This is a genomic window from Denitratisoma sp. (assembly GCA_032027165.1).
Classification (GTDB): Bacteria; Pseudomonadota; Gammaproteobacteria; order Burkholderiales; family Rhodocyclaceae; genus Desulfobacillus.
Map to the genome: position 1 here is coordinate 171,478 of JAVSMO010000001.1, position 24,565 is coordinate 196,042.

Below are 24,565 nucleotides of genomic sequence, written 5' to 3' on the forward strand. Positions count from 1 at the left end.
GCGAGATGCCTCCCGAAAGCGGAGGACGGGGACGGTTTGACCGAATTTTTTGCAGGAGCCATGAAATGAGCGAACTGGTCAGCGTTTCGATGCAGGGCGACATCGCCGTCGTCACGGTCGACAGCCCTCCCGTCAACACCCTCTCGCGCGACGTGCGCGCCGGACTCAAGGCCGCCTTCGCCTCGCTGCGCGGCAATGCCGCCGCGAAGGGCGTCGTGCTGGCCTGCGCCGGCAAGACCTTTCTTTCCGGCGGCGACATGCGCGAATTCGAGACCGGCGTGCAGGAACCCGGCTACCACGAGGTGCTGCGCCTGATCGAGGATAGCGAAGTGCCGGTGGTGGCGGCGCTCTACGGCACCGTGATGGGCGGCGGCCTTGAGACCGCCCTCGCCTGCCACTACCGCGTCGTGCAGCAAGGAACGAAGCTCGGCCTGCCGGAGATCACCCTCGGCATCATTCCCGGCGCCGGCGGCACGCAGCGCATGCCGCGCCTGGTCGGCCTCGAGCCGGCGCTCGACATGATGCTCTCCGGCAAGCCGCTGTCCGCGGCCGAGGCGGTGAAAGTCAGCCTGGCCGACACGGCGGTCGCTGGCGACGTCACCGCCGCGGCCGTCGCCTATGCGCGCGAGCTCGTCGCCGGGGGCCGCGGCCCGCGCCGCACGCGCGAGATGCCCGTCGCCGGCGCGGACAGGGCGGGCGAGATCCTCGCCGCGCGCCGCGCCCAGCTCGGCAAGGCGTTCAGGAACCGCAACTCGCCGCATGTCCTGCTCGACGCCGTGCAGGCCGCGGTCGATCTGCCCTTCGACGCCGGCATCGCCCGCGAGCGCGAACTGTCGAACCAGGTCGAGCGCGCCGTCGAGGGCCGTGCCTACCGCCACCTCTTCTTCGCCGAGCGCGAGCTGCGCAGGATCCCCGGCCTTTCGGCCGACGTGAAATCGCGCAAGGTCGCCAAGGTCGGCATCGTCGGCGCCGGCACCATGGGCGGCGGCATCAGTATGTGCTTCGCCAACGCCGGCATCCCGGTGACCATCGTCGACGCCAAGCAGGAGGCGCTCGACCGTGGCCTCGCCACCATCCGCAAGAACTACGAGCGCTCGGTGTCGCGCGGCAGCCTGAAGCCGGAACAGCTGGAGCAGCGCATGGCGCTGATCCAGCCGTCGCTCGACTACGACGTGCTGGGCGATGCCGACCTCGTCATCGAGGCGGTGTTCGAGAACATGAAGCTGAAGAAGGAGATCTTCGCGAAGCTGGATGCCGTGGCGAAACCCGGCGCCATCCTCGGCACCAACACTTCGACGCTGGACATCGACGAGATCGCAGCCGTGACGAAGCGGCCGCAGGACGTCATCGGCCTGCATTTCTTCAGCCCCGCCAACGTCATGCGCCTGCTGGAGATCGTGCAGTGCGCGAAGACCGCGCCCGACGTGGTGATGACCGCGCTCGACATCGCGAAGACCATCAAGAAGGTCGGCGTCGTCGCCAGGGTCTGCTACGGCTTCATCGGCAACCGCATGATGGACCCCTACGGCCGCGAGGCCGAGCGCTGCGTCATGGAGGGCGCCACGCCGGAGGAGGTCGACGCCGCGCTGGAAGGCTTCGGCATGGCGATGGGCATCCTCGCCGTGTACGACATGGCCGGCGTGGACATCGGCCACCTCACCCGCGTCGAGCGCGCCCATCTCCTTCCTGACGACCCGAGCTTCTACCGGCCCTCGGCCATGCTCACCGAACGCGGCTGGCTCGGCCAGAAGAGCGGCCGCGGCTACTATCGCTACGAGGGCGGCAAGCGCACGCCCGACCCCGAGGTGGTAGCCTTGGTCCGCGAGGAGGCGGCGCGCCTCGGCGTGCCGCAGCGGAAACCTTCGCAGCAGGAAATCCAGGAGCGCTGCCTCTACGCCATGATCAACGAGGGTGCGCGCATCCTCGAGGAGGGCGTCGCCTGTCGTGCCTCGGACATCGACATCGTCTACACCGCCGGCTACGGCTTCCCGGGCTACCGCGGCGGCCCGATGTTCTACGCCGACACGATCGGACTGAAGGTCATTTACGACCGGATCCTGGCGTTCCGGGAAACGCTCGATCCGCAATATTGGCAGCCGGCCCCGCTGCTGGAAAAGCTCGCCGCCGCGGGTTCCAGCTTCGCGCAATGGCAAGCCGAAAGGAAGGTGTGATCATGAAGGCATTCATCCCCTACGGCGCCTATTGGTCCACCCCCTTCGCCAAGTGGCAGGGATCGCTCGCCAACCTGAACAGCATCCGCCTCGCCGCCGCGGTCGGCCGGCAGGTCTTCGAGGCGAAGCGCATTCCCGGCGAACTCGTTGACCTGGGCCTTCTCGGCATCACCAACATCCAGCACGGCAGCTTCTACGGACTGCCCTGGCTCACCGGCATGATGGGCCTGGAAAACGTGCCCGGCCCGACGGTGCAGCAGGCCTGCGCCACCAGCGCGCGGGTGCTGCAGATGGCGGCGCAGGAAGTCGGCGCCGGCAGCGCGCGCTGCGCCCTCGTCGTCACGGCGGACCGTTGCTCGAACGGCCCCATCGTCTACTACCCGGACGCCTCGGCGCCGGGCGGCAGCGGGCACAGCGAGAAATGGGTGCTCGACAACTTCGCCCACGATCCCCACGCGAAGAACGCCATGATCGACACGGCGGAGAACGTCGCGGCGCGCTTCAAGGTGGGCGCTGCCGAGCAGGCCGAGGTCACGCTGGCGCGCTACGCCCAATACCAGGCGGCGCTCGCCGACGACCGCGCCTTCCAGCGCCGCTACATGGCCGAGGCGCCGATCACCGATTCGGGTTTCCGCAAGCAGACCGGCGTCCTGGCGGCGGACGAGGGCATCTTCCCGACCACCGTGGAGGGGCTGGCGAAGCTGAAGCCGGTCAAGCCGGGCGGCACGGTGAGCTTCGGCACGCAGACCCATCCGGCCGACGGCAACGCCGGCGTGATCGTCACCACGCGGGAGCTGGCGCGCGAGCTGTCGGCCGACAAGGGGATGGAGGTCGAACTGCTCGGCTTCGGCCAGGCGCGGGTGGAGAAGGGCTTCATGCCAATGGCGCCGGCGCCGGCCGCGCAGGCCGCGCTGAAGCAGGCAGGCCTCGCCATGAAGGACGTCGACGCGGTGAAGACGCACAACCCCTTCGCCGTGAACGACATCGCCTTCGCCCGCGAGACCGGCTTCCCGCTGGAGAAGATGAACAACTTCGGCTGCTCGTTGATCTGGGGCCATCCGCAGGGCCCCACCGGCCTGCGCTCGGTGATCGAGCTGATCGAGGAACTGGCGCTGCGCGGCGGCGGGACGGGTCTCTTCACCGGCTGCGCCGCCGGCGATTCCGGCATGGCGGTGGTGCTGCGGGTCTCAGGTGCCTAGAAAGGGTAGGGCCACTCGTCGCTGGCGTCGGTGAACAGGCTGGCGACGAGGCGGCGCAGCCACTTGTTCTTCGGATCGTGGTGGGCGTTGCGGTGCCAGTGCTGCCGGAGTTCGATGCGTGGAATCGGCAGGGGCGGCTCCATCACCTTGATGTTGGCACCCGCCTGCGAGAAGAACAGTCCGATGGCGTGCGGCAGGGTCACCACCAGGTCGGTCTTGCCGATGATGGTCGGGATGCTCATGAAGTGCGGCGTCAGCAGGACGATGCGCCGCGCGATCTTCTTCCGTTCCAGATATTTCTCGAAGATCTCCTGGCTGCGCCCTTCGGCGCGCACCACGGCATGTCCCAATGACAGGAACTGCTCCAGCGTCAGCTTGCGGCCGCGGATCGGATGGTCGGCGCGCAGCAGGCAGACGAAGCGGTGGGTGAACAGGCGCTGCTGGAAGAAGGCGCTCGACTTGAGGTCCGGGAAGTAGCCGACGGCGAGGTCGGCCTCGCCGCTCTCCAGCGCCTGCTCGAGCCGCGCCGGCGGCAGCGACACCGAGCGCACCACGGCGTGCGGCGCCTCGCGCTGCAGGCTTTCCAGGATCTTCGGCAGGAACACCATCTCGCCGACGTCGGACATGGCGATGGTGAACGTCGCCGACGTGGTTGCCGGATCGAAGCTCGCTTCCGAGAGGACGTCGTCGGCGATGCGCGCCAGCACCTCGCGCGCGCCGGCGGCCAGCGCGTGGGCGCGCGCGGTCGGCGACATGCCGCGCGCGGTGCGCACGAAGAGCGGTTCGCCGAAGGCCTTGCGCAGGCGCGCCAGCGCCGCGCTCATCGCCGGCTGGCTCATGCCGAGGGCTTGCGCCGCGCGGCCGACGCTGCCGGCGTCGTAGAGCGCGACGACCACGCGGAGCAGGTTCAGATCGAAGTCTTTCATCATGCAATATTACCAAAACTGATAATGCGTATTGCCCCGGCGGTCTTGCTGACGCTCGGAGCGATCCCGTCTAATGCCCGCACAACAAACGCGGTCAAGCCGCGAACAACGAGGAGGAGACATGAGCAGAGGAGGAATCCTGGGCTGGTTCATGGGCGCGTGCGCCCTTGCGCCGGCCGCGGCCGCGGCACCGGCATCCGCCAACCTGACGGTGGCCCAGATCGCCCCGATGAGCGGTCCCATCGGCGAGGAAGGCAAGGCCTACAACCTCGGCATCCGCATCGCCATCGACGCGCTCAACGCCCGCGGCGGTCTGCACGGGCAGAAAGTCGTCCTCAACACGCTGGACGACGAGTACAAGCCCGACCTTACGGTGGAGCTCATCCGCAAGGAGGCGGCCGGCAAGACCCTTGCCCTCCTGCTGCCGGTCGGCTCCCCGTCGATGTCGCGCGTCCTCAAGGATAAGGTGGTCGATTCGGTGCGCATGCCGATCATCGGCGTGATTCCCGGCGCGGAGCCCCTTCGCAATCCTCCCAATCCCTATGTGTTCCATGTGCGCGCCGGCGACCAGGACCAGTATCGCCGCATCGTCGAGCATGGCCTGACCATCGGCATGAAACGGGTCGCCGTAGTGTATGCCGACATTCCCTTCGGCAAGGCCGGCCTGGCCGAGGTTGAACGCCTGCTCAGGGCGGGAGGCAAGGAGGTGGCCGTGTCGGCCGCCTTTCCGATCGGCGCCAGCATCGATTTTTCCGCGGCGCTGGCGGCGTTGCGGCAGGCCGTTCCCGATGTCGTCATCCTCATCAGTCCGGCGCAGCCGGCCGGCCAGTTCGTGAAGCAGTATCGCGCGACCGGCATGGCCTCGCCGGTGATGACTTTGTCGTATGGCACGGCGGAAGCGATCTGCCGCATCGCCGGCAACGAGATGGCGCGCGGTGTCGGCATCGCCCAGGTGTTCCCCAACGCGGCGAGCCCGACGGTTCCCGTGTCGAGGCGTTTCCAGGAAGACTTCCAGCGCTTCGGCGGCGCAGGGGCCTTGCCGACGCAAAGCCATTTCGAGGGATACGTCACCACCCAGGTGCTGATCGAGGGGCTGCGCCGGGCCGGAACCGTGCCGACGCGCGAAAAGCTGCTGCAGGCGCTCGAATCGATGCGGGATACGGACGTCGGCGGATTCATGGTGGATTTTTCCGCCACGCGCCGCACCGGATCGCGTTTTGTCGATATCGGCATCATCAGCAACAACTGCAAGCTGGTTTTCTGAACCGGCCTTGGATCGGGTGCGCGAGGCATCCACTTCACAACGAATCGGGAATGACATGAATGCTGCCGACTTGCTGCTCCGGGGAAATGCCGGATCAGTCGCAATCCTCGATGCCGACGGGCAACTGACCTATGCCGAACTGCGTGGCCGCGTCGGGCGGGCCGCCGCGGCGTGGGCGGCGCGGGGCCTGCGCCCCGGCGAGCGCTGTGTGCTCGGCCTGGCCGACGGCGCCGACTGGGTCGTCGCCTTCCTCGGGCTCGTCTGGATGGGCGGCATTCCCATTGCCGTCAGCCCGCGCACCGAGGTGGCCCTGATCCGCGACCTCATCGCCGATTCCGGCGCCGTCGCCCTGCTGCTCGAGAACGAGACGGCGCTGGCCGTAGCCGACGCCCGGGCGATGGGCCGGGGCGCCTGGCAGCGCCTGCTCGAGGAGACGGCCGGGACGGCGCCGCTGCATCAGGCCCAGGAGGACGATCCGGCCTTCTGGCTGTATTCCTCCGGCACCACCGGCAAGCCGAAGGGCATCATCCACGCGCACCGTGCCGCCGCCCGGGCCGACGTCTTCGCCCGCGAGATCCTCGGCGCCACTGCGCAGGACCGTTTCTACTCCACCTCCAAGCTGTTCTTCGCCTACCCGCTGGCGAACGCGCTGTTCGCCGGTCTCCGCCTGGGTGCCAGCGTCGTGCTGGATGCCGAGTGGCCCAACCCCGAGCGGGTGGCGCGGCTCGTTTCGCAGCATCGGCCGACGCTGTTCTTCAGCGTGCCGACGCTGTACCGGCGCCTGGTCGAGGCAGAAGTGTCCTTCGCCGGCGTGCGTCGCGCCGTCTCCGCCGGCGAGGCCTGCCCGCCCGACGTCGCCGCGGCCTGGCGGGACCGGACCGGTGTGCCGCTGGTGAACGGCTACGGCACGACGGAGACGCTGTCGCTGGTGCTCTACCGCACGGCGGAGATGGCCGGCGCGCAGCCGACGCCGCTGACGCAGGCGCGGGTCGATGCGGAGGAGGCCGGCGGCCGCGACGGCACCGTGCGCCTGTGGTTCTCCCACCCGGCCGTGGCACTCGGCTATTCGCGCGTGGTGACGCACGACAGCGCGCGCTTCGGCGGAAACGGCTTTTCGCCCGGCGACCTGTTCCGGCCGGCCGGGCCGGACGGCGGCGACGGCTGGAGCTTCGCCGGACGCTCCGACCAGTTGCTCAAGGTATTCGGCCGCTGGGTGGATACCGTCGCGCTGGAACAGACGCTGGCGACCCGCCTGCAGGGCGTGGCGCGCGAATCCTGCGTGGTGCCGCGCGGCAGCGAGAACGAGGATACGATTGCCCTCCACCTGTTCGTGGTGCCGGGCGAGGCGGGCGAAGCCACCGCTCGGACCGCCGCCGCGGAGGCCATCGCGGACCTGCCGGCCTACCAGCGGCCCTCGGAGATCCACGTCATCGCCGAGTTGCCGCGCACCGAGACCGGCAAGCTGCGGCGCGGGGCGCTGAAGGCGCTGGCGACTTGAGCAAGATTGTTGCAAGTCCAACAAAATCCGCGTAGCTTTCCACCGGTAAAAAAGGGAGCGCCATGCTGAGAAACACCCTGGCCATCCGCATCGAGTGGGGAGACTGCGATCCGGCGGCAATTACTTTCTACCCGAATTATTTCCGCTGGTTCGATCAGGGCACGTGGCGCCTGTTCGAGGTCGCGGGCTTTTATCCGGGCGACCTGATCCGCGACCGCGGCGTCTATCTCCCGCTGGTGGACGCCGGCGCGAAGTTCCGCCGTCCCGGCCACATGGGCGACGACCTGCTACAGGAAAGCTGGGTCGCGGAGTGGCGCGAGAAGATGTTCCTGGTGAAGCACGTGGTGCGCTGCGGCGACGAGGTGCTGCTGGAAGGCTCCGAGCTGCGCGCCTGGGTGGTGAAGCACCCGGACGATCCGCGCCGCTTCCAGCCGCAGCCGATTCCGCCGGAAGTGCGGGCGGCGCTGGGCGAACAATAAGAAACGTACAAAAGGAGGAGGAGAAATAGTGCAGGAAGCGTCTTCGAGCGCGACGCCGGGCGGCGGCTTCGGTCCCTTCGGCCGGGCGCTGCTGGCGGTGTCGAAATGGACGGCCATCGCCGGCGGCGGGGTGTTCGCCTTGCTGGTCGCGATGTCGGTTGTCTCCATCGTCGGACGGAAAGTCGCCAGCGCGCCGGTGCCTGGCGATGTCGAACTCCTGCAGCTGTGCGCGGCCTTCGCCTCGGCCACCTTTTTTGCTTACACCCATCTCGTGCACGGCGACGTCAAGGTGGATTTCTTCACTACGCGCCTGTCGGCCGCCAAGCGTGCCTTCCTCGATGCCATGGGCTCGCTGCTGGTCGGCCTGTTCGGCGCGCTGATTGCCTGGCGCGCCTGGGCCGGCGCCATGACGGTGAAGGAGGCGGGAGAAACTTCGGCCATCCTCGAGCTGCCGGTGTGGATCGCCCAGGCGCTGATGGTGCCCAGCTTCGTCCTGCTGGCGCTGGCCGGCTTCTACATGTGCGCCCACACCTGGGCGCAGCGCGGGGCGAAGCGATGAGCGGCACCTCGGTCGGCTTCATCATCTTCGGCATCCTGCTGTTGCTGCTGGTGTTGCGCGTGCCGATCGGCATCGCCATGTTCATGTGCGGCGCCGGCGGCTATCTCTACCTGCTGGGCGGCGAGACCCTGCCGCTGCTCAATTCGCTGAAGAACCTGGCCTACGCGCGGCTCTCCAACTACGACCTGGTGGTGATCCCGCTGTTTTTGCTGATGGGCCAGTTCGCCACGCACGGCGGCCTCTCCAAGCTGCTGTTCCATTTCGTCAGCGCCTTCCTCGGTCACCGCAAGGGCGGCATCGCCATGGCCTCGATCGGCGCCTGCGCCGGCTTCGGCGCCATCTGCGGCTCTTCGCTGGCGACCGCCGCCACCATGGGCCAGGTGGCGCTGCCGGAACTGCGCCGCTTCGGCTATTCCGGCTCGCTCGCCACCGGCGCGCTGGCGGCGGGCGGCACGCTCGGCATCATGATCCCGCCCTCGGTGCCGCTGGTGATCTACGCCATCCTGACGCAGGAATCCATCGGCAAGCTGTTCATGGCGGCCGTGATCCCCGGCATCATCGCCATGCTCGGCTACATGATCGTGGTGCAGATCGTCGTGCACCTGAATCCGGCTGCCGGCCCGGCCGGCCCGCGCGTGCCCTGGCCGGAGCGCCTGAAGAGCCTGCTCGCCGTCCTGCCGGTGCTGCTGGTGTTCGTGGTGGTGATCGTCGGCATCTACGGCGGCTGGGCCAACCCGACCGAGGCGGCCTCGATCGGCGCGGCGGCCTGCGGCGTGCTGGCGCTTTTCTCCGGCAACTTCGGCCTGGTCCAGCTCAAGCACAGCCTGCTCGGAACGGCGCAGGCGACCGCCATGATCTTTCTGGTGCTGCTCGGCGCCGACATGCTCAACACGGCGCTGGCCCTGTCGCAGATGCCGGGCGAGTTGGCCGAGTGGGTCAAGGGCAGCGGCTTCCCGCCGCTGCTGGTGATGGCGATGATCCTGCTCATCTACATCCTGCTCGGCTGCGTCATGGACGCGCTGGCCATGATCCTGCTCACCATCCCGATTTTCTACCCGATGGTGATGGGCCTGGATTTCTGGGGCATGTCGCAGACCGACAAGTCGATCTGGTTCGGCATCCTGGCGCTGATGGTGGTGGAGATCGGCCTGGTGCACCCGCCGGTCGGCATGAACGTCTACATCATCAACCGGCTGGCCGGCAACGTGCCGCTGGTCGAGACCTTCAAGGGCGTGGTCCCCTTCCTGGTTTCCGACCTAACCCGCATCGTGCTGCTGGTGTTTTTCCCGATGATTTCGTTGTACCTTGTGCACGCATTCGGCGGCTGACCGCCGAACAACAACTAAGGAGGAGACATAAACATGCAATTCCGCAAATCGCTCGCCCCGCTCGCCGTATCGCTGGGACTGACTTTCGCGGCCGGCCAGGCCGCGGCACAGGAGGTCACCCTCAAGGTGCACCACTTCCTCGGCCCCCAGGCAACCTCGCAGCGGCTGCTGCTCGGCCCCTGGTGCGAGAAGATCGCCAAGGAGTCGAACAACCGCATGAAGTGCCAGATCTACCCGGCCATGCAGCTCGGCGGCACGCCGCCGCARCTGTTYGACCAGGCCAAGGACGGCGTCGCCGACATCATCTGGACGGTGCCSACCTACCAGGCCGGCCGCTTCCTCAAGTCGGAGGTGTTCGAACTGCCCTTCATGACCAAGACCGCCAAGGGCGGCAGCCGCGCCTTCTGGGAATACGTGCAGAAGCATTCGCTGGACGAGTTCAAGGGCACCAAGCTCATTCTTGCCCACGTGCATGACGGCGCCGAGCTGCACTTCGCCAAGAAGAACGTGGCGACGCTGGAGGACATCAAGGGCCTGAAGGTGCGCGCGCCGACCCGCATCTGCACGCGCGTGCTGACGGCGCTGGGTGCCACGCCGGTGCAGATGCCCGTGCCGCAGGTGCCGGAGTCGCTCGCCAAGGGCGTCGTCGACGGCGCTTCGCTGCCGTGGGAGGTGGTGCCGGCGCTGAAGGTGCAGGAGGTGACCAAGTTCCATACCGAGACCGGTCCCGGCAAGCGCAAGATGTCGAACACCATCTTCGTGGTGGCGATGAACGAGGCGAAGTACAACAGCCTGCCGGCCGACCTGAAGAAGGTGATCGACGCCAACAGCGGCGCCGAAGCCTCGGCCTGGGCCGGCGAGGTGTGGGACAGCACCATCGCCCCCGGCCGCAAGACGGCCACCGACCGCAGCAATACCGTCACCGTGCTCTCGGATGCTGAGTACCAGCGCTGGGAGAAGGCCACGGCGAGCGTGGACGATGAGTGGGTCAAGGACGTCTCGGCCAAGGGCGCCGACGGCAAGAAGCTGCTGGAGGCGGCGCGCGCGCTGCTCAACCAGTACGACAAGTAAGAAGCTGACTCAGGGAACGGCCGGCGGAAACCTCCGCCGGCCGTTTTTCATTTGGTTCTGCCGACACGCAGGTGCAAAGGCCAGCGCAGTGCCTTGACCGGGGCGGCATCCGGCCACAGCGGCGCCAGGCGGCGGGCGAATTCGACGAGGGGGTCGATGCCGTTCGCCTTCATGAAGGCCTGCGTGGCCGACCAGGTGCCGAGGTAGCCGAGCAGGTCGTCGCGCGTCCATTCGGTGCGAATCTCGAAGGCGGGCGGCGCGATGGGCTCGAAGGGAAAAGGCAGCGAGCGGTAGCGGTCGTCGACCATCCGGCGTTCCGGCGGCCAGTAGGGGCCGACCACGTTCCTGTAGAAATCCGTCAGCAGTTCGTCGATGCCGGCCTCGACGTCGAGCAGGGTGTAGGTCCACGCGGCGATGACGCCGCCGGGTTTCAGCACGCGCCTCGCCTCGGCGTAGAACTTGTCCAGGTCGAACCAGTGGATGGCCTGCGCCACGGCGACCAGATCGACGCTCGCCGTATCCAGGCGACTGACTTCCGCCGACGCCACGCGATAGTCGACACGGGGATGCGGCTCGGCATGCTCGAGTTGCTTGCGGCTGGGATCGGTGGCGATGACACGCTCGAAATGCGCGGCCAGCCCGACCGCGGCCTGGCCGCTGCCGGTGCCGCAGTCCCAGGCGGTGCCGCACGAGGGCGCGATGTCCGCCAGCCAGGCGAACAGTTCGCCCGGGTAGTTCGGCCGGAAGCGCGCGTAATCGGGCGCCTGCCGAGAGAAGTGGTCCTTGAATTTGCCGTTCATCAGGATAGGGTGAAGTAGAAAGTGGCGCCCTTGTCGGTCTCGCCTTCGGCCCAGACCAATCCGCCGTGGCGCTGGACGATGCGCTGCACGGTAGCCAGGCCGATGCCGGTGCCGGCGAATTCCTTGACGCCGTGCAGGCGCTGGAAGGCGCCGAAGAGCTTGTCGGCATATTTCATGTCAAAGCCGGCGCCGTCGTCCCTGACGTAGTAGGCGAGGCTGCTGCCGGCCTGCCTGGCGCCGAACTCGATGCAGGCGGCCTTCTTGCGGGCCGTAAACTTCCAGGCGTTCGACAGCAGGTTGTGCAGGGCGACGCGCAGCAGGCGTTCGTCGCCGCGGGCCCGGATGTCCGGCATGGCGGCGAACTCGACGTCGCGATCCGGCTCGGCGTGCTGCAGTTCCCGCGCGATCGATTCGGCGAGGCGCGAGAGGTTGACCTCGGCCAGGTGGATGGGTTCGCGGGTGAGCTGGGCCAGATCGATCATGCCGTCGATGAGTTCGCTCATGCGCAGGGTCGCGGAGCAGATGCGGCGCAGGTATTCCTTGCCGTGTTCGTCGAGCCGCTCGCCGTAGTCTTCCAGCAGCAGGCGCGCGAAGCCGTTGATGCCGCGCAGCGGCGAGCGCAGGTCGTGCGAGACGGAGTAACTGAAGCTCTCCAGTTCCCTGATCGAGGCCTGCAGCTCGGACGTGCGCTGGTTGACGTGATCCTCCAGTTCCAGGTTGAGCTGGCGCAGCATGCCTTCGGCGTGCCGGCGGCGCTGACTGTTGCGGTAGGCCTCGATCAGCACGGCGCAGGTGGCGGTGAAGGGCTGCAGGTGTTCCACCAGCGCCTCGTCGTAGCCGCCCGGCCGGTTGGCGACGGCCGCCATGCCGACCAGCTGTTCGCCGCGAAAGAGCGGCAGGCCCATGAAGGCGTCGAGGGGCGCATGTCCGGGGGGCAGGCCGCCGCGGCGGGGATCGTCGGCCGGGCGGTTGGACAGCACCGGCCGACCGCTCGTCATGACGCGGCCGAACAGGGTATTGGGATTGCGGAACTCGAAGCCGCCGCTGACATAGCTGCGGTAGAGCTGGCGCGAGGCGTCGTCCCAGGAAATGTCGGTGATGGCGTAGGGCCGCAGGTAGGGCGCATTCGACTCGTCGCGAAACACTTCCCCGATGAAGCCATACCTGCTGTCGGTGATATCGAGCAGATGGCCGAGCAGGCGATCGAAGGTCGGATGCGGGTCGGCATCCGCGATGAAATCGGCCTGCGCCTCGCTCACCGCATGCAGCATGCGATTCTTGTCGAGGATGAGCTGCTCGATGCGCTTGCGGTCGCTGATGTCCCGCGTGATGGAGAGCATGCAGGGGTCGCCGTTCAGTTCGACCAGGCTGGCGGAAAACAGGCTGTCGAAAAGCCTTCCGGACTTGTGACGGAAGCGGACCTCCTCGTTCACGATGGCCATGTCCCTGCGCAGCTGTCCGACGTAACGTTCCCGCAGGGTCGGGTCGGGCCAAGCGCCGACTTCAACGGCCTTGCGTCCGATGACCTCCTCCGGGGCGAAGCCGAAAACACGCTCGAAGGCGGGGTTGACATCCACGTAACAGCCGCTGGTAAGCGAGCTGATGGCAATCGCATCGGGGCTGGCCGCGTAGATGCGCGAAAGCTTTTCCTCCGAAACGCGCAGGGCCGATTCGGTCTGCTTGTGCTCGTGGCTGATCTGTTCGAGCAGGGTGTTGTGTGCCCAGGCCAGTTCGGCCTCGTGCGACTCCAGTGCGGCGACGCGCTTTCTCAGCGCCGCCAGTTCGGCCTGCGGATCGGATGGGCTGTCGGTGGGTTGCTTCATGCTCGGCAATGACATTGCTCTTGCCCGGATTCTCCGCCGATTCGGGACGCGCCTCAAGCGCTGCCGTGAAGGCGTGCGGGAAGTTTTCCTGCAAGCAAGAAGAAGGCGGCCCGCAGGCCGCCTTCGGGACGGGCGAGGCCGGTTATTTCGGCCGCTTGTCGATGACGCGCCTGGCCTTGCCGATCGAGCGTTCGATGGCGTTCTGGCCGACGACGCGCACCTGGGTGGACACGCCGATGTAGGACTTGATGTGGTGCTGCAGCTCCTTCGCCGCCGCTTGCTGGTCGGCCGCCGGCGCCTGGGCGAACTCCGGCTTCATCTCGACCAGCACATCGAGTTCGTCCATGTGGTCGGGGCGGGAGACCTCCAGCACGTAGTGCGGCGCCAGCTTGGGCATCTTGAGGATCAGTTCCTCGATCTGCGAGGGGAAGACGTTAACGCCGCGGATGATCAGCATGTCGTCGGAGCGGCCGGTGATCTTGTCCATGCGGCGGAAAGAGCGCGCGGTCGGCGCTAGCAGGCGGGTGAGGTCGCGCGTGCGGTAGCGGATGATCGGCAAAGCCTCCTTGGCGAGCGAGGTGAACACCAGTTCTCCGGTGGCACCGTCGGGCTGCACCTCGCCGGTGACCGGGTCGATGATCTCCGGATAGAAGAAGTCCTCCCAGATCACGAGGCCGTCCTTGGTCTCGATGCACTCGTTGGCGACGCCGGGGCCCATCACCTCGGACAGGCCGTAGATGTCGACGGCGTCGATGCCGAGGCGCTTCTCGATTTCGGCGCGCATCTGGTTGGTCCACGGCTCGGCGCCGAAGATGCCGACCGACAGCGAGCACTTCGACGGGTCGTGGCCCTGGCGCTCGAACTCGTCGGCGATGGCCAGGCTGTAGGAGGGCGTGACCATGATGATGTCGGGCTTGAAGTCGAGGATCAGCTGGACCTGCTTCTCGGTCTGGCCGCCGGACATGGGGATGACCGTGCAGCCGAGGCGCTCGGCGCCGTAGTGGGCCCCGAGGCCGCCGGTGAACAGGCCGTAGCCGTAGGCGACATGCACGATGTCGCCGGGCCGGCCGCCGGAGGCGCGGATCGAGCGCGCCATCAGGTTGGCCCAGTCGTCGATGTCCTTCCTGGTGTAGCCGACCACCGTCGGCTTGCCGGTGGTGCCGCTCGAGGCGTGGATGCGCACGACCTGCTCGCGTGGCACGGCGAACATGCTGAAGGGGTAGTTCTCGCGCAGGTCCTGCTTGGTGGTGAAGGGGAACTTGGCCAGGTCCGACAGCTGCTTCAGGTCCTCCGGCTTCACCCCGGCGGCGTCGAACTTCTTGCGGTAGTGCGGCACGTTGTCGTAGGCGTGCTTGAGCGACCACTTCAGGCGCTGCAACTGCAGCGCCGCGATCTCGTCGCGACTGGCTTTCTCGATCGGCTCCAGGTCGCCGGGCTTGGGTGTCTTGACTGGCATGATGATCTCCTCCTTGTTCTCTCCCGTATGCTTTTGTTCAGACGCGCTCGATGGCGAGCGCGATGCCCTGGCCGACGCCGATGCACATAGTGCACAGGGCATAGCGGCCGCTCGTGCGTTGCAACTGGTACAGGGCGGTCGCAACGAGCCGTGCGCCGCTCATGCCGAGCGGATGGCCCAGCGCGATGGCGCCGCCGTTCGGATTCACCTGCGGCGCGTCGTCGGGCAGGCCGAGGTCGCGCGTCACGGCCAGCGCCTGGGCGGCGAAGGCCTCGTTGAGCTCGATGACGTCCATCTGGCCCAGCTTGAGCCCCAGGCGCTCGAGCAGTATCCGCGTCGCCGGCGCCGGGCCGATGCCCATGATGCGCGGCGCCACGCCCGCCGTGGCCATGCCGAGGATGCGGGCGCGCGGCGTCAGTCCATGGCGCTTGGCGGCGGCTTCCGAGGCGAGCAGCAGGGCGCAGGCGCCGTCGTTTACGCCCGAGGCGTTGCCGGCGGTCACCGTGCCGTCCTCGCGAACGATGGGCTTTAGCTTGGCCAGGCTCTCCAGGCTGGTATCGGCGCGCGGGTGCTCGTCGGCGGCGACGATCTTCGGCTCGCCCTTCTTCTGGGGGATCTCCACCGGCACGATTTCGTCGTCGAAGCGGCCGGCGGCCTGGGCCGTCACGGCGCGCTGCTGGCTGCGCAGGGCGAAGGCGTCCTGGTCGGCGCGGGCGATCTTCAGTTCGTCGGCGAGGTTCTCGGCAGTGTCCGGCATGGCGTCGGTGCCGTAGAGCTTCTTCATGAGCGGGTTGACGAAGCGCCAGCCGATGGTGGTGTCGTAGATCGCCGCGTTGCGCGAGAAGGCGGCGTCGGCCTTGCCCATGACGAAGGGCGCGCGCGTCATGCTCTCGACGCCGCCGGCGATCATGAGTTCCGTGTCGCCGGCGCGGATGGCGCGCGCGGCGGAACCGACGGCATCCATGCCCGAGCCGCAGAGACGGTTGACCGTGGCGCCGGGCACCGTCTTCGGCAGGCCGGAGAGAAGCAGGGCCATGCGGGCGACGTTGCGGTTGTCCTCGCCGGCTTGGTTGGCGCAGCCGTAGATGACGTCGTCGACGGCGCTCCAGTCCATGTCCGGATGGCGCTTCATCAGCGCCTTGAGGGGCAGCGCGGCGAGGTCGTCGGCGCGCAGCGAGGCGAGCGCGCCGCCGTAGCGGCCGATGGGGGTGCGAACGGCGTCGCAGATGAAGGCTTCGTTCAACTCAGTCTCCTTGGGTTTTGACCGTTTCGCCCGGTATGCGGTGCGACTTGCCGCGGAACACGGCGATGCGCTTGCCGTCCTGGTTGCGCACATCGATGTCGTAGATGCCGCTGCGGCCGGCGAGCGTCCGTTCCTCCGCCACGGCAGTGAGCAGGTCGCCGACGTGGGCGGGGGCGAGGAAGTCGATCGTGCAACCCGAGGCGACGGCATTGTGGTTGTGGCTGTTGCAGGAATAGGCGAAGGCCGAGTCCGCCAGCGTGAAAATGAAGCCGCCGTGGCACATGCCATGGCCGTTAACCATGTGTTCGGTCACGCACAGTGTCATGCGCGCATAGCCGGGCCGGATCTCATCCAGGGCGATCTTGAGAAATTGCGAGGTGCGGTCCTTGGCGTACATCTCGCGGCCGACGGCTTCGGCCAGTTCCTGTGCTTTTCGGGCAGGGCTCATTGGCGAAGTTTACTTTCCCTTGAAGGCCGGCATGCGTTTCTCCATGAAAGCGGTCACGCCCTCGCGGTAGTCCTCGCTGCGGCCAAGCGTGCGCTGAGTGTCGCGTTCCAGGTCGAGCTGCTGCTCGAGCGTGTTGTGCGGGGAAGCATGCAGCGTGCGTTTGATTGCAGCATAAGCGAGCGGCGGTCCCTGCGCGAAACGGACGGCCAGCGCCTCGGCTTCGGTCGTCAGGATTTCATCGTCCACGCATTTCCAGATCAATCCCCAGGCCTCGGCCTGCTCGGCGGTCAGCTTGTCCGCAGTCAGCAGAAGGCCCAAGGCGCGTGCAGTGCCGGCGAGCCGCGGCAGGAAGTAGCTGCCGCCGCAATCAGGCCCCAGGCCGAGCTTGCTGAAAGCCTGGATGAACACCGCGGAGCGGGCCGCCAACACGATGTCGCAAGCGAACGCTAGGTTGGCGCCGGCACCAGCGGCGGCGCCATTGACGGCGGCGATCACCGGCATCGGCAAGGCACGCAGCGCGAGCACGAGCGGCTTGTAATGGGTCTCGATGGAGTGGCCCAGGTCCGGCGGCGGCGCGCCCGGCGGCATGACGCGTTCGGCCAGGTCCTGGCCGGTGCAGAAGGCGCGGCCGGCTCCGCTCAGGATCAGGGCGCGGGCGCCCTCAGCCTGCGTGCGCTCGATGGCATGGCGCAGTTCGCCATGCATCGCCGCGGTAAAGCTGTTCAGCTTGTCCGGGCGATTCAGCGTGATGCGGGCGACGCCGTCGCGGTATTCATAGAGCACATCGCTCATGGGCAATTCGGCTATCCAAAATGATACAAAAACTTACAAATTATTGTTTTTATGAGTATCGTTTTACATCACTTCCGCCATGCTACATAATTCAGCTCGGGCAGACAACATGCAACATGATTCCTTATGGTTAAAGTCTATTCCATCGAAGGCGTGACACCCGTCGTCCATCCGTCGGCGTTTGTGCATGCTTCTGCAGTTCTGATCGGCGACGTGATTGTCGGCCCGGATTGCTACATCGGGCCGAATGCCTGCCTGCGCGGGGATTTCGGCCGGATCCTGATCGGGGGGGGTGTCAATATCCAGGATTGCTGCATCGTGCATGGATTTCCCGAGCGCGATACGTTGGTCGAGGACAATGGCCATATCGGCCATGGCGCTATCCTGCATTGTTGCCATATCGGCCGCAATGCACTTGTCGGCATGAATGCGGTCGTGATGGACAAGGCGGAGGTCGGGGAATCATCCATCGTGGCCGCCATGGCATTCGTCAAGGCCGGCATGGTGGTGCCGCCGAAAAGCCTGGCGGCGGGCATTCCGGCCAAGGTCGTGCGCGAACTGAGCGAGCAGGAAATGGCCTGGAAAGTCGAGGGTACTGCCCTGTACCAGCATTTGGCGCGCCGTTCGCTGGCGACCATGACCGAGACTGTCGCCTTGACCGAAGTCGAGGCCGATCGCAAGCGCATCCTTCTGCCTGAAATCAAGCCGCTCATCGAAGCCAAGGCGGACTGGGCCGGGGCGGCAGCCGAAAACAAGGACGAATAGTCATCCGGACGCCTTTTTCCTCTCTGAAGAGGGGTCATAATATGATATTATGGCAAGCTACATGAAACCTATCGCGTTTCTCCGAAAGGCTGCATTTCCTGACACCTCGATGCGCCTTTCCGGCATGCCTTCTTCAGCATCAACCAGCAAGGAAAAAGCATGAAAATCCATGAATACCAGGGCAAGGAGATCCTGAGAAAGTTCGGGGTCGCCACGCCGCGCGGCAAGGCCTGCTTTTCCGTCGACGAGGCGGTCAAGGCGGCCGAGGAGCTCGGCGGCAAGGCGTGGGTCGTCAAGGCACAGATCCACGCCGGCGGCCGCGGCAAGGGCGGCGGCGTCAAGGTGGCGAAATCGATGGATGAAGTGCGCCAGTACGCCGGCCAGATCCTCGGCATGCAGCTGAAGACGCACCAGACCGGGCCGGAGGGCCAGAAGGTGCGCCGACTGCTGATCGAGGAAGGCGCCGACATCAAGAAGGAACTCTATGTCGGCATGGTGGTGGACCGCGTCACGCAGAAGGTCTGCCTGATGGCCTCCAGCGAAGGCGGCATGGACATCGAGGAAGTCGCCGCGCATACGCCGGAAAAGATCCACAAGGTTTTCGTCGATCCGGCCGCCGGCCTGAAAGATGCAGAGGCTGACGATGTCGCCCGCAAGATCGGTGTGCCGGAGGCCTCCGTGCCGCAGGCGCGCAGCGTGCTGCAGGGTCTCTACAAGGCCTTCTGGGAGACCGACGCCAGCCTGGCCGAGATCAACCCGCTGATCCTCACCGGCGATGGCAAGGTCGTCGCGCTCGACGCCAAGATGAACTTCGATTCCAACGCCCTGTTCCGCCATGAGGACATCGTCGCCATGCGCGACCTCGACGAGGAGGACCCGGCCGAGATCGAGGCCTCCAAGTTCGACCTCTCCTATATTTCCCTCGACGGCAACATCGGCTGCCTGGTGAACGGTGCCGGCCTGGCCATGGCGACCATGGACACCATCAAGCTGTTTGGCGCGGAGCCGGCCAACTTCCTCGACGTCGGCGGCGGCGCCACCACCGAGAAGGTAACGGAAGCCTTCAAGCTGATGCTCGGCAACCCGAAGGTGAAGGGCATCCTGGTGAATATCTTCGGCGGCATCATGCGCTGCGATACCATCGCCACCGGCGTGGTGGCGGCGGCCAAGGAGGTCCATCTCTCCGTGCCGCTGGTGGTGCGCATGCGCGGCACCAACGAGGACATCGGCAAGCAGATCCTCAAGGATTCCGGCCTGCCCATCATTTCCGCCAGCGACATGGCCGATGCGGCGCAGAAGATCGTCGCCGCGGTTTCCGGCAAGTAAGGGATACGAGCATGAGCATTCTGATCAACAAGAACACCCGGGTCGTCACGCAGGGCATCACCGGCAAGACCGGCCAGTTCCACACCAAGATGAGCAAGGAGTACGCCAACGGCGCCAACTGCTACGTCGCCGGCGTGAATCCGAAAAAGGCCGGCGAGTCCTACGAGGGCATTCCCATCTTCGCTTCGGTGAAGGAGGCGAAGAAGCAGACCGGCGTCAACACCTCCGTCATCTACGTGCCGCCCCCGTTCGCCGCTGCCGCCATCTGGGAGGCGGTCGAGGCTGAATTGGACTTGGTCATCTGCATCACCGAGGGCATCCCGGTGCGAGACATGGTTGAGGTCAAGGACAAGATGCGCAAGGCCGGCTCGAAGACCATTCTGTGCGGCCCCAACTGCCCCGGCATCATCACGCCGGACGAAATCAAGATCGGCATCATGCCCGGCCACATCCACATGAAGGGCCGCATCGGCGTGGTGTCGCGCTCCGGCACCCTGACGTATGAAGCGGTGGGCCAGCTTTCCGACCTTGGTCTGGGCCAGTCGACCGCCGTGGGCATCGGCGGCGATCCGGTGAACGGCCTCAAGCACAGGGACGTGCTGGAGCTGTTCATGAACGATCCCGACACCGATGCCGTCATCATGATCGGCGAGATCGGCGGCTCCGACGAGGAAGCCGCCGCCGAGTGGTATGCCAGGGAGTGCAAGAACAAGAAGCCGGTGGTCGGCTTCATTGCCGGCGTCACTGCGCCTCCGGGCAAGCGCATGGGCCATGCCGGCGCCATCATCTCCGGCGGCAAGGGCACGGCGCAGGAGAAACTGGCGGTCATGGAGGCCTGCGGCATCAGGACGACGAAAAACCCCGCCGAGATGGGCCGGTTGCTCAAATCCGTCCTCTAATCGTTTCTTGTATTTGGCAGCAGCGCCGCCTCAAGGGCGGCGTTGTTGTTTGCAGACCTTGGGCAATGACTGAAATGCCGTCAAATTTGCGACCAAGAAATATTTGACTATCTTCATGTTTGCCTGTAAGAATTACGATTAAATTGCTGTTTCTACGCAGGTTGGTCGGCTTTAAGGGTATTCTTGCGGCCTGCGGCATAACGTTTCAAGCTGTGCGCGAATGTGTTGCGGGTCGGGTGTCCGCATGCGCACGGTTGCTTCTCCAATAAAGACAAAATATTCGGCAGGAGAGGACAGCGCAGCGTGTCAAAGACTTTCTGGAAAACCGACTGGTTCATCGGCGTTGTCGTGAGCGTGGTCATGCTCTTTGCAGGCAGCGGCGAATTGCTGCAGAGCCTGGAGCGCAAGGCCTATGACCTCGGTGTCGGTGCTGTGTCTCGAGAGCCAAGCAGCAGGATCGCGGTCATCGCCATCGACAAGCAGAGTATCGACAACCTCGGCCGCTGGCCCTGGTCACGCGAAGTGCATGCGAAGATGATCGATGGACTGGCGGCCGCCAAGGCCAAGGTTATCGCCTCATCCATTTTCTTCTCCGAGCCCCAGATCGATCCCGGGCTCGCCTACATCAACAAGCTGATCGAACTCTACGGCCAGGCCGGCGGTGCGCCGCTGACGGGTACGCCGGAGGCGCTGGCGGCCCAGTTGCCCCCCCTGGGGCAGTTCGGCCCGGTGTTGGCCGAGGCTGAACAGAAGCTCAATAGCGACCGACGCATGGGCGAATCGGTCGCCAAGGCGGGCAACGTAGTCCTGCCGATGCTGTTTCGGCTCGGGGAGCCGCGCGGGAGGCCGGACAGACCCTTGCCGGACTTCATCAAGAAAAATGCGATTTCCCAGGTCGAAAAAGGCGAGGAGGCGCCGCTTCTTACCTCTGACGTGGAGGCGCCGGTCGTCGAGGTGCTCGGCCTCAATGCGGCGGCAATCGGCCATCTCAACGTCAATCCCGATGTGGATGGCGGCATACGCACCGAGCCGCTGGTGCTGGCCCATTTCAACGAAATCTACCCCTCCCTGTCGCTGATGATCGCGGCGAAGAGCCTCAATCTCGGCGTCGCCGACATCAAAGTCAAGCTGGGTGACTCGGTAAGGCTGGGCAATCTGAAGATCGGCACCGACCCGGTCATGCAGATGAACACCTTCTTCTACAAGGATCGCGAGGGCAAACCTGCCTTTCAGGTGGATTCGTTCTTCGACGTGACCAGCGGCAAGATTCCCCTGGACAAGTACAAGGACAAGATCGTACTGATCGGACCGACGGCCGCCGGCATCGGCAGCATCTTCGTCACGCCCGTGTCGCCCGCCATGCCGGCGGTGCTGATGCAGGCGCATACCGTGTCCAGTATCCTCCAAGAGCATTTCTTCGTCGTGCCGACATGGGGCTGGATCGTCGAGCGGCTGGCCTTCCTTCTGGTGGCCGCCTACCTGATCGCGCTACTGCCGCGCCTCAAGGCAGGCATGGGGGCGGGCGTGACCGTTGGCCTGTTTGCGGCCTTGGTGGCGGCGCACTTCGTCCTCATGACGACGCAATTGATATGGCTGCAACTTATGGTGCCCGCAACTTTGCTGTTGGTGGGCCACGCCCTGCTGACCACCAAGCGCTTCCTCGTCACCGAACGGGGCAAAGAGAAATCGGAGGCCGAGTCGGCCGAGTCCAACCGCATGCTGGGTCTGGCCTTCCAGGGCCAGGGCCAACTCGACATGGCCTTCGACAAATTCCGCAAGTGCCCGATGGACGAGGCCGTGATGGAAAACCTCTACAACCTGGGACTGGATTTCGAGCGCAAGCGCCAGTTCAACAAGGCCGAGTCGGTTTTTCGCTACATGGCTGATTTCAATCCGAAGTTTCGCGACCTGGAAACACGGCTGAATCGGGCCAAGGCCATGTCGGAGACTGTGATGCTGGGCGGCGGCGGACGATCGACCGCACAGGGCACCATGATTCTCGAGGGCGGCCAGGTGGAAAAACCCATGCTTGGCCGTTACCAGGTTGAGAAGGAACTCGGCAAGGGCGCCATGGGCGTGGTGTACCTTGGCCGCGATCCGAAGATCAACCGCGTCGTGGCCATCAAGACCATGGCGTTGTCGCAGGAGTTCGAGGAAGACGAACTCAAGGACGTGAAGGAGCGCTTCTTCCGGGAAGCGGAAACGGCGGGTCGTCTGAATCACCCGAACATCGTGACCATTTTCGATGCCGGCGAGGAGCACGACCTGGCCTACATCGCCATGGAATTCCTCAAGGGCAAGGACCTGGTCCCATATACCAAGACCGGCAACCTGATGCCGCTGGCCAAGGTGATGGACATTGTCGCCCGGGTTGCCGACGCGCTTTCCTACGCCCACCAGAACAGCGTGGTCCACCGCGACATCAAGCCGGCCAACATCATGTACGAGCCGGAGTCCGACGCGGTCAAGGTGACCGACTTCGGCATCGCCCGCATTACCGATTCGTCGAAGACCAAGACGGGCATGGTGTTGGGCACGCCCAGTTACATGTCGCCGGAACAACTGGCCGGCAAGAAGATCGACGGCCGTTCCGACCTTTTCTCCCTCGGCGTCATGCTTTACCAGATGGCTTGCGGCAAGCTGCCCTTCGAAGGCGATTCGATGGCCCAGTTGATGTTCAAGATCGCAAACGAACCGCACCCCCACATCCGCGAGTTCAACCCGCAGGTGCCGGAGTGTCTGGCGGCGATCATCGACCGGGCACTGGCCAAGGACAATGCGCAGCGCTACCAGACCGGCGCCGAAATGGCGGCCGATTTGCGTGCCTGCATGGGCTTGAGCACGGGCGGGGGTGCGCCCTCGCCGCAGGTTGATTTCAATCTTTGAGAGGAATGATGGATCTCAGCCAGGTTCTGCAAATCGTCAGCCGCTCGGATGCCGGCATGGTGCGCTCGCACAATGAGGACGCCGTCTTCGCGAATGCCGCCTGCGGCTTGGCCATCCTGGCCGACGGGATGGGGGGGTATAACGCTGGCGAGGTCGCAAGCGGCATGGCGACCACCCTGTTGGGCAGTGAAATCGAGAAGGCCTTCGCGAAGACGGAGCCCCACCAGCTCGACGCCGCCGGCAAGCTGTATTCCCACACCGTCCTTGAGGCAGAAATCGCCCGTGCCAACACGGCGATCTACCAAGCGGCACAGAGTCAGCCTCAGTATGCCGGCATGGGCACGACCCTGGTGGTTGCCCTGTTCTACGACAACATGATGACGGTCGCGCATATCGGCGACTCCCGGCTCTATCGCTTGCGCGGGGGCGAATTCCAGGCGATCACGCGCGATCATTCCCTGTTGCAGGAGCAGATAGACAGCGGCATGATTACACTGGAGGAGGCGCGCCATTCGCAGAACAAGAACCTGGTTACCCGGGCGCTGGGTGTAGACCCGACGGTCGAGCCGGAGATCCGCGATTACGATACGATGCCGGGAGACCTATACCTGTTGTGCTCCGACGGGCTCAATGACATGGTCGAGGACGAGGAGATCGCCCTCACCCTGCAGGCGCTGTCAGCCAACCTCGATCTGGCGGCGACGCAGCTGATTCAGACGGCGAACGATAGCGGGGGGCGGGACAATGTTTCGGTAGTGCTGGTGCGCATTACGCGCGAATATCCGGCGGCGCGCGGCTGGTGGGCGCGACTGCTGCAATGGTTCAAGTGAATTGACGAGAAGGACGCAACATGGCTGCTAAGTTGATCCTAAGCATGGATGGCCTGGTGCTCAAGGAAATTCCGCTCACCAAAGAGCGGACGACGATCGGGCGCAAGCCGCATAACGATATCCAGATCGACAATCTGGCCATCAGCGGCGAACATTCGGTGATCGTCACGATCCTCAATGATTCGTTTCTTGAGGACTTGAACAGCACCAATGGCACTTACGTGAATGGCCAGCCCATCAAAAAGCATTTTCTGCAGAACAACGACGTCGTCGAATTGGGCAAATACAAGCTCAAATACATTAACGAGACGCCCACGCAGACGACGGCTGCGGATTTCGAGAAAACGATGGTGCTGCGGCCCGACCTGATGAAGAAGACGGCGGAGCAGACGGCTGCCAAGTCATCCTCGATGAGCGATACACAGGTCGGCATGAAGGCCCTGGATACCCATGCCGGCATGGCGCCGCCTGCCCAGGGGGCTCCTCCGGCAGCGGCGCCCGCCCCGCAGGCGATGCCGACCGGGGCCATCCAGATCCTGACAGGCGCCAATGCAGGGAAGGAACTGGAGTTGACCAAGAATCTCACCACCTTGGGCAAACCGGGCGTTCAGGTGGCTGTCATCACCCGCCGCCCGCACGGCTACTTCATCACCCATGTCGAAGGGGCCAACTTCCCGGTCGTCAATGGCACTACGCTGGATGCCCATCCGCGCGAATTGAAGGATCATGACGTCATTGAGCTGGCCGGCATCAAAATGGAGTTCTTCCTCAAGAGCTGAGTCCGGCGACACAATCTTGGATG

At 65.4% G+C, this 24,565-nt stretch carries 21 protein-coding genes; 14 read left to right on the forward strand and 7 right to left on the reverse strand.

Annotation, left to right across the window (positions count from 1 at the left end; translation table 11 throughout):
* The first annotated feature begins 65 nt into the window (after positions 1 to 65).
* Both ROZ00_00920 and ROZ00_00925 read left to right on the forward strand, forming a co-directional pair.
* Positions 66 to 2,171: a 3-hydroxyacyl-CoA dehydrogenase NAD-binding domain-containing protein gene (locus ROZ00_00920; protein MDT3734770.1), complete on the forward strand. Its 2,106-nt coding sequence runs from the start codon at positions 66 to 68 to the stop codon at positions 2,169 to 2,171.
* 2 nt (positions 2,172 to 2,173) lie between these two features.
* A complete protein-coding gene (locus ROZ00_00925) occupies positions 2,174 to 3,370 on the forward strand; it encodes a thiolase family protein (GenBank protein MDT3734771.1) in 1,197 nt (398 codons plus the stop codon).
* Here the strand turns inward: ROZ00_00925 and ROZ00_00930 are convergent.
* Complete coding sequence (locus tag ROZ00_00930) at positions 3,367 to 4,299, reverse strand: LysR family transcriptional regulator (protein MDT3734772.1); 933 nt, start codon at positions 4,297 to 4,299, stop codon at positions 3,367 to 3,369. The genes ROZ00_00925 and ROZ00_00930 overlap by 4 nt on opposite strands.
* Before the next feature lie 118 nt (positions 4,300 to 4,417).
* Here ROZ00_00930 and ROZ00_00935 point away from each other — a divergent pair, with 118 nt between their 5' ends.
* The 6 genes from ROZ00_00935 to ROZ00_00960 all read left to right on the forward strand — a co-directional run bounded on the left by ROZ00_00935 (position 4,418) and on the right by ROZ00_00960 (position 10,495).
* Complete coding sequence (locus ROZ00_00935; protein ID MDT3734773.1) at positions 4,418 to 5,560, forward strand: ABC transporter substrate-binding protein; 1,143 nt, start codon at positions 4,418 to 4,420, stop codon at positions 5,558 to 5,560.
* Between the two features lie 55 nt (positions 5,561 to 5,615).
* Complete coding sequence (locus ROZ00_00940; protein MDT3734774.1) at positions 5,616 to 7,058, forward strand: AMP-binding protein; 1,443 nt, start codon at positions 5,616 to 5,618, stop codon at positions 7,056 to 7,058.
* Between the two features lie 62 nt (positions 7,059 to 7,120).
* Complete coding sequence (locus tag ROZ00_00945; protein ID MDT3734775.1) at positions 7,121 to 7,537, forward strand: thioesterase family protein; 417 nt, start codon at positions 7,121 to 7,123, stop codon at positions 7,535 to 7,537.
* Positions 7,538 to 7,565: 28 nt separating this feature from the next.
* On the forward strand, positions 7,566 to 8,096 hold the full coding sequence (locus tag ROZ00_00950; protein MDT3734776.1) for a TRAP transporter small permease: 531 nt from the start codon (positions 7,566 to 7,568) through the stop codon (positions 8,094 to 8,096).
* Positions 8,093 to 9,424, forward strand: coding sequence for a TRAP transporter large permease (locus ROZ00_00955; protein MDT3734777.1), 1,332 nt, complete (start codon positions 8,093 to 8,095; stop codon positions 9,422 to 9,424). The genes ROZ00_00950 and ROZ00_00955 overlap by 4 nt, the downstream gene beginning before the upstream one ends.
* 33 nt (positions 9,425 to 9,457) lie before the next feature.
* Positions 9,458 to 10,495, forward strand: a complete 1,038-nt coding sequence (locus tag ROZ00_00960; GenBank protein MDT3734778.1) for a TRAP transporter substrate-binding protein — start codon at positions 9,458 to 9,460, stop codon at positions 10,493 to 10,495.
* 47 nt (positions 10,496 to 10,542) lie between these two features.
* Here the strand turns inward: ROZ00_00960 and ROZ00_00965 are convergent, their stop codons facing one another.
* The 6 genes from ROZ00_00965 to paaG all read right to left on the reverse strand — a co-directional run bounded on the left by ROZ00_00965 (position 10,543) and on the right by paaG (position 17,057).
* Positions 10,543 to 11,295 carry a class I SAM-dependent methyltransferase gene (locus ROZ00_00965; protein ID MDT3734779.1) on the reverse strand — a complete coding sequence of 251 codons (753 nt, stop codon included), beginning with the start codon at positions 11,293 to 11,295 and terminating at the stop codon, positions 10,543 to 10,545.
* Positions 11,295 to 13,118: a GAF domain-containing protein gene (locus ROZ00_00970; protein ID MDT3734780.1), complete on the reverse strand. Its 1,824-nt coding sequence runs from the start codon at positions 13,116 to 13,118 to the stop codon at positions 11,295 to 11,297. The genes ROZ00_00965 and ROZ00_00970 overlap by 1 nt, the downstream gene beginning before the upstream one ends.
* A 142-nt stretch (positions 13,119 to 13,260) precedes the next feature.
* Positions 13,261 to 14,574: a phenylacetate--CoA ligase PaaK gene (paaK, locus tag ROZ00_00975; protein ID MDT3734781.1), complete on the reverse strand. Its 1,314-nt coding sequence runs from the start codon at positions 14,572 to 14,574 to the stop codon at positions 13,261 to 13,263.
* 37 nt (positions 14,575 to 14,611) lie between these two features.
* The gene (gene pcaF, locus ROZ00_00980) at positions 14,612 to 15,817 is read right to left on the reverse strand and encodes a 3-oxoadipyl-CoA thiolase (protein ID MDT3734782.1); all 1,206 of its coding nucleotides are present in this window, start codon (positions 15,815 to 15,817) and stop codon (positions 14,612 to 14,614) included.
* A gap of 1 nt (position 15,818) precedes the next feature.
* Positions 15,819 to 16,265 carry a hydroxyphenylacetyl-CoA thioesterase PaaI gene (gene paaI / locus ROZ00_00985; GenBank protein MDT3734783.1) on the reverse strand — a complete coding sequence of 149 codons (447 nt, stop codon included), beginning with the start codon at positions 16,263 to 16,265 and terminating at the stop codon, positions 15,819 to 15,821.
* Between the two features lie 9 nt (positions 16,266 to 16,274).
* Positions 16,275 to 17,057 carry a 2-(1,2-epoxy-1,2-dihydrophenyl)acetyl-CoA isomerase PaaG gene (gene paaG / locus ROZ00_00990; GenBank protein ID MDT3734784.1) on the reverse strand — a complete coding sequence of 261 codons (783 nt, stop codon included), beginning with the start codon at positions 17,055 to 17,057 and terminating at the stop codon, positions 16,275 to 16,277.
* 126 nt (positions 17,058 to 17,183) lie between these two features.
* Here paaG and ROZ00_00995 point away from each other — a divergent pair, with 126 nt between their 5' ends.
* The 6 genes from ROZ00_00995 (at position 17,184) to ROZ00_01020 (ending at position 24,542) form a co-directional block, all read left to right on the forward strand.
* Positions 17,184 to 17,822: a phenylacetic acid degradation protein PaaY gene (locus ROZ00_00995; GenBank protein MDT3734785.1), complete on the forward strand. Its 639-nt coding sequence runs from the start codon at positions 17,184 to 17,186 to the stop codon at positions 17,820 to 17,822.
* Between the two features lie 159 nt (positions 17,823 to 17,981).
* Positions 17,982 to 19,148: an ADP-forming succinate--CoA ligase subunit beta gene (gene sucC / locus ROZ00_01000; protein ID MDT3734786.1), complete on the forward strand. Its 1,167-nt coding sequence runs from the start codon at positions 17,982 to 17,984 to the stop codon at positions 19,146 to 19,148.
* 11 nt (positions 19,149 to 19,159) lie between these two features.
* The gene (gene sucD / locus ROZ00_01005; GenBank protein MDT3734787.1) at positions 19,160 to 20,047 is read left to right on the forward strand and encodes a succinate--CoA ligase subunit alpha; all 888 of its coding nucleotides are present in this window, start codon (positions 19,160 to 19,162) and stop codon (positions 20,045 to 20,047) included.
* A 360-nt stretch (positions 20,048 to 20,407) separates the two neighbouring features.
* Entirely contained in the window at positions 20,408 to 22,933 is a 2,526-nt protein-coding gene (locus tag ROZ00_01010) for a serine/threonine-protein kinase (protein MDT3734788.1), read from the forward strand.
* An 8-nt stretch (positions 22,934 to 22,941) separates the two neighbouring features.
* Positions 22,942 to 23,763 carry a Stp1/IreP family PP2C-type Ser/Thr phosphatase gene (locus ROZ00_01015; protein ID MDT3734789.1) on the forward strand — a complete coding sequence of 274 codons (822 nt, stop codon included), beginning with the start codon at positions 22,942 to 22,944 and terminating at the stop codon, positions 23,761 to 23,763.
* Between the two features lie 20 nt (positions 23,764 to 23,783).
* Positions 23,784 to 24,542: an FHA domain-containing protein gene (locus ROZ00_01020; protein MDT3734790.1), complete on the forward strand. Its 759-nt coding sequence runs from the start codon at positions 23,784 to 23,786 to the stop codon at positions 24,540 to 24,542.
* Positions 24,543 to 24,565 lie beyond the last annotated feature (23 nt).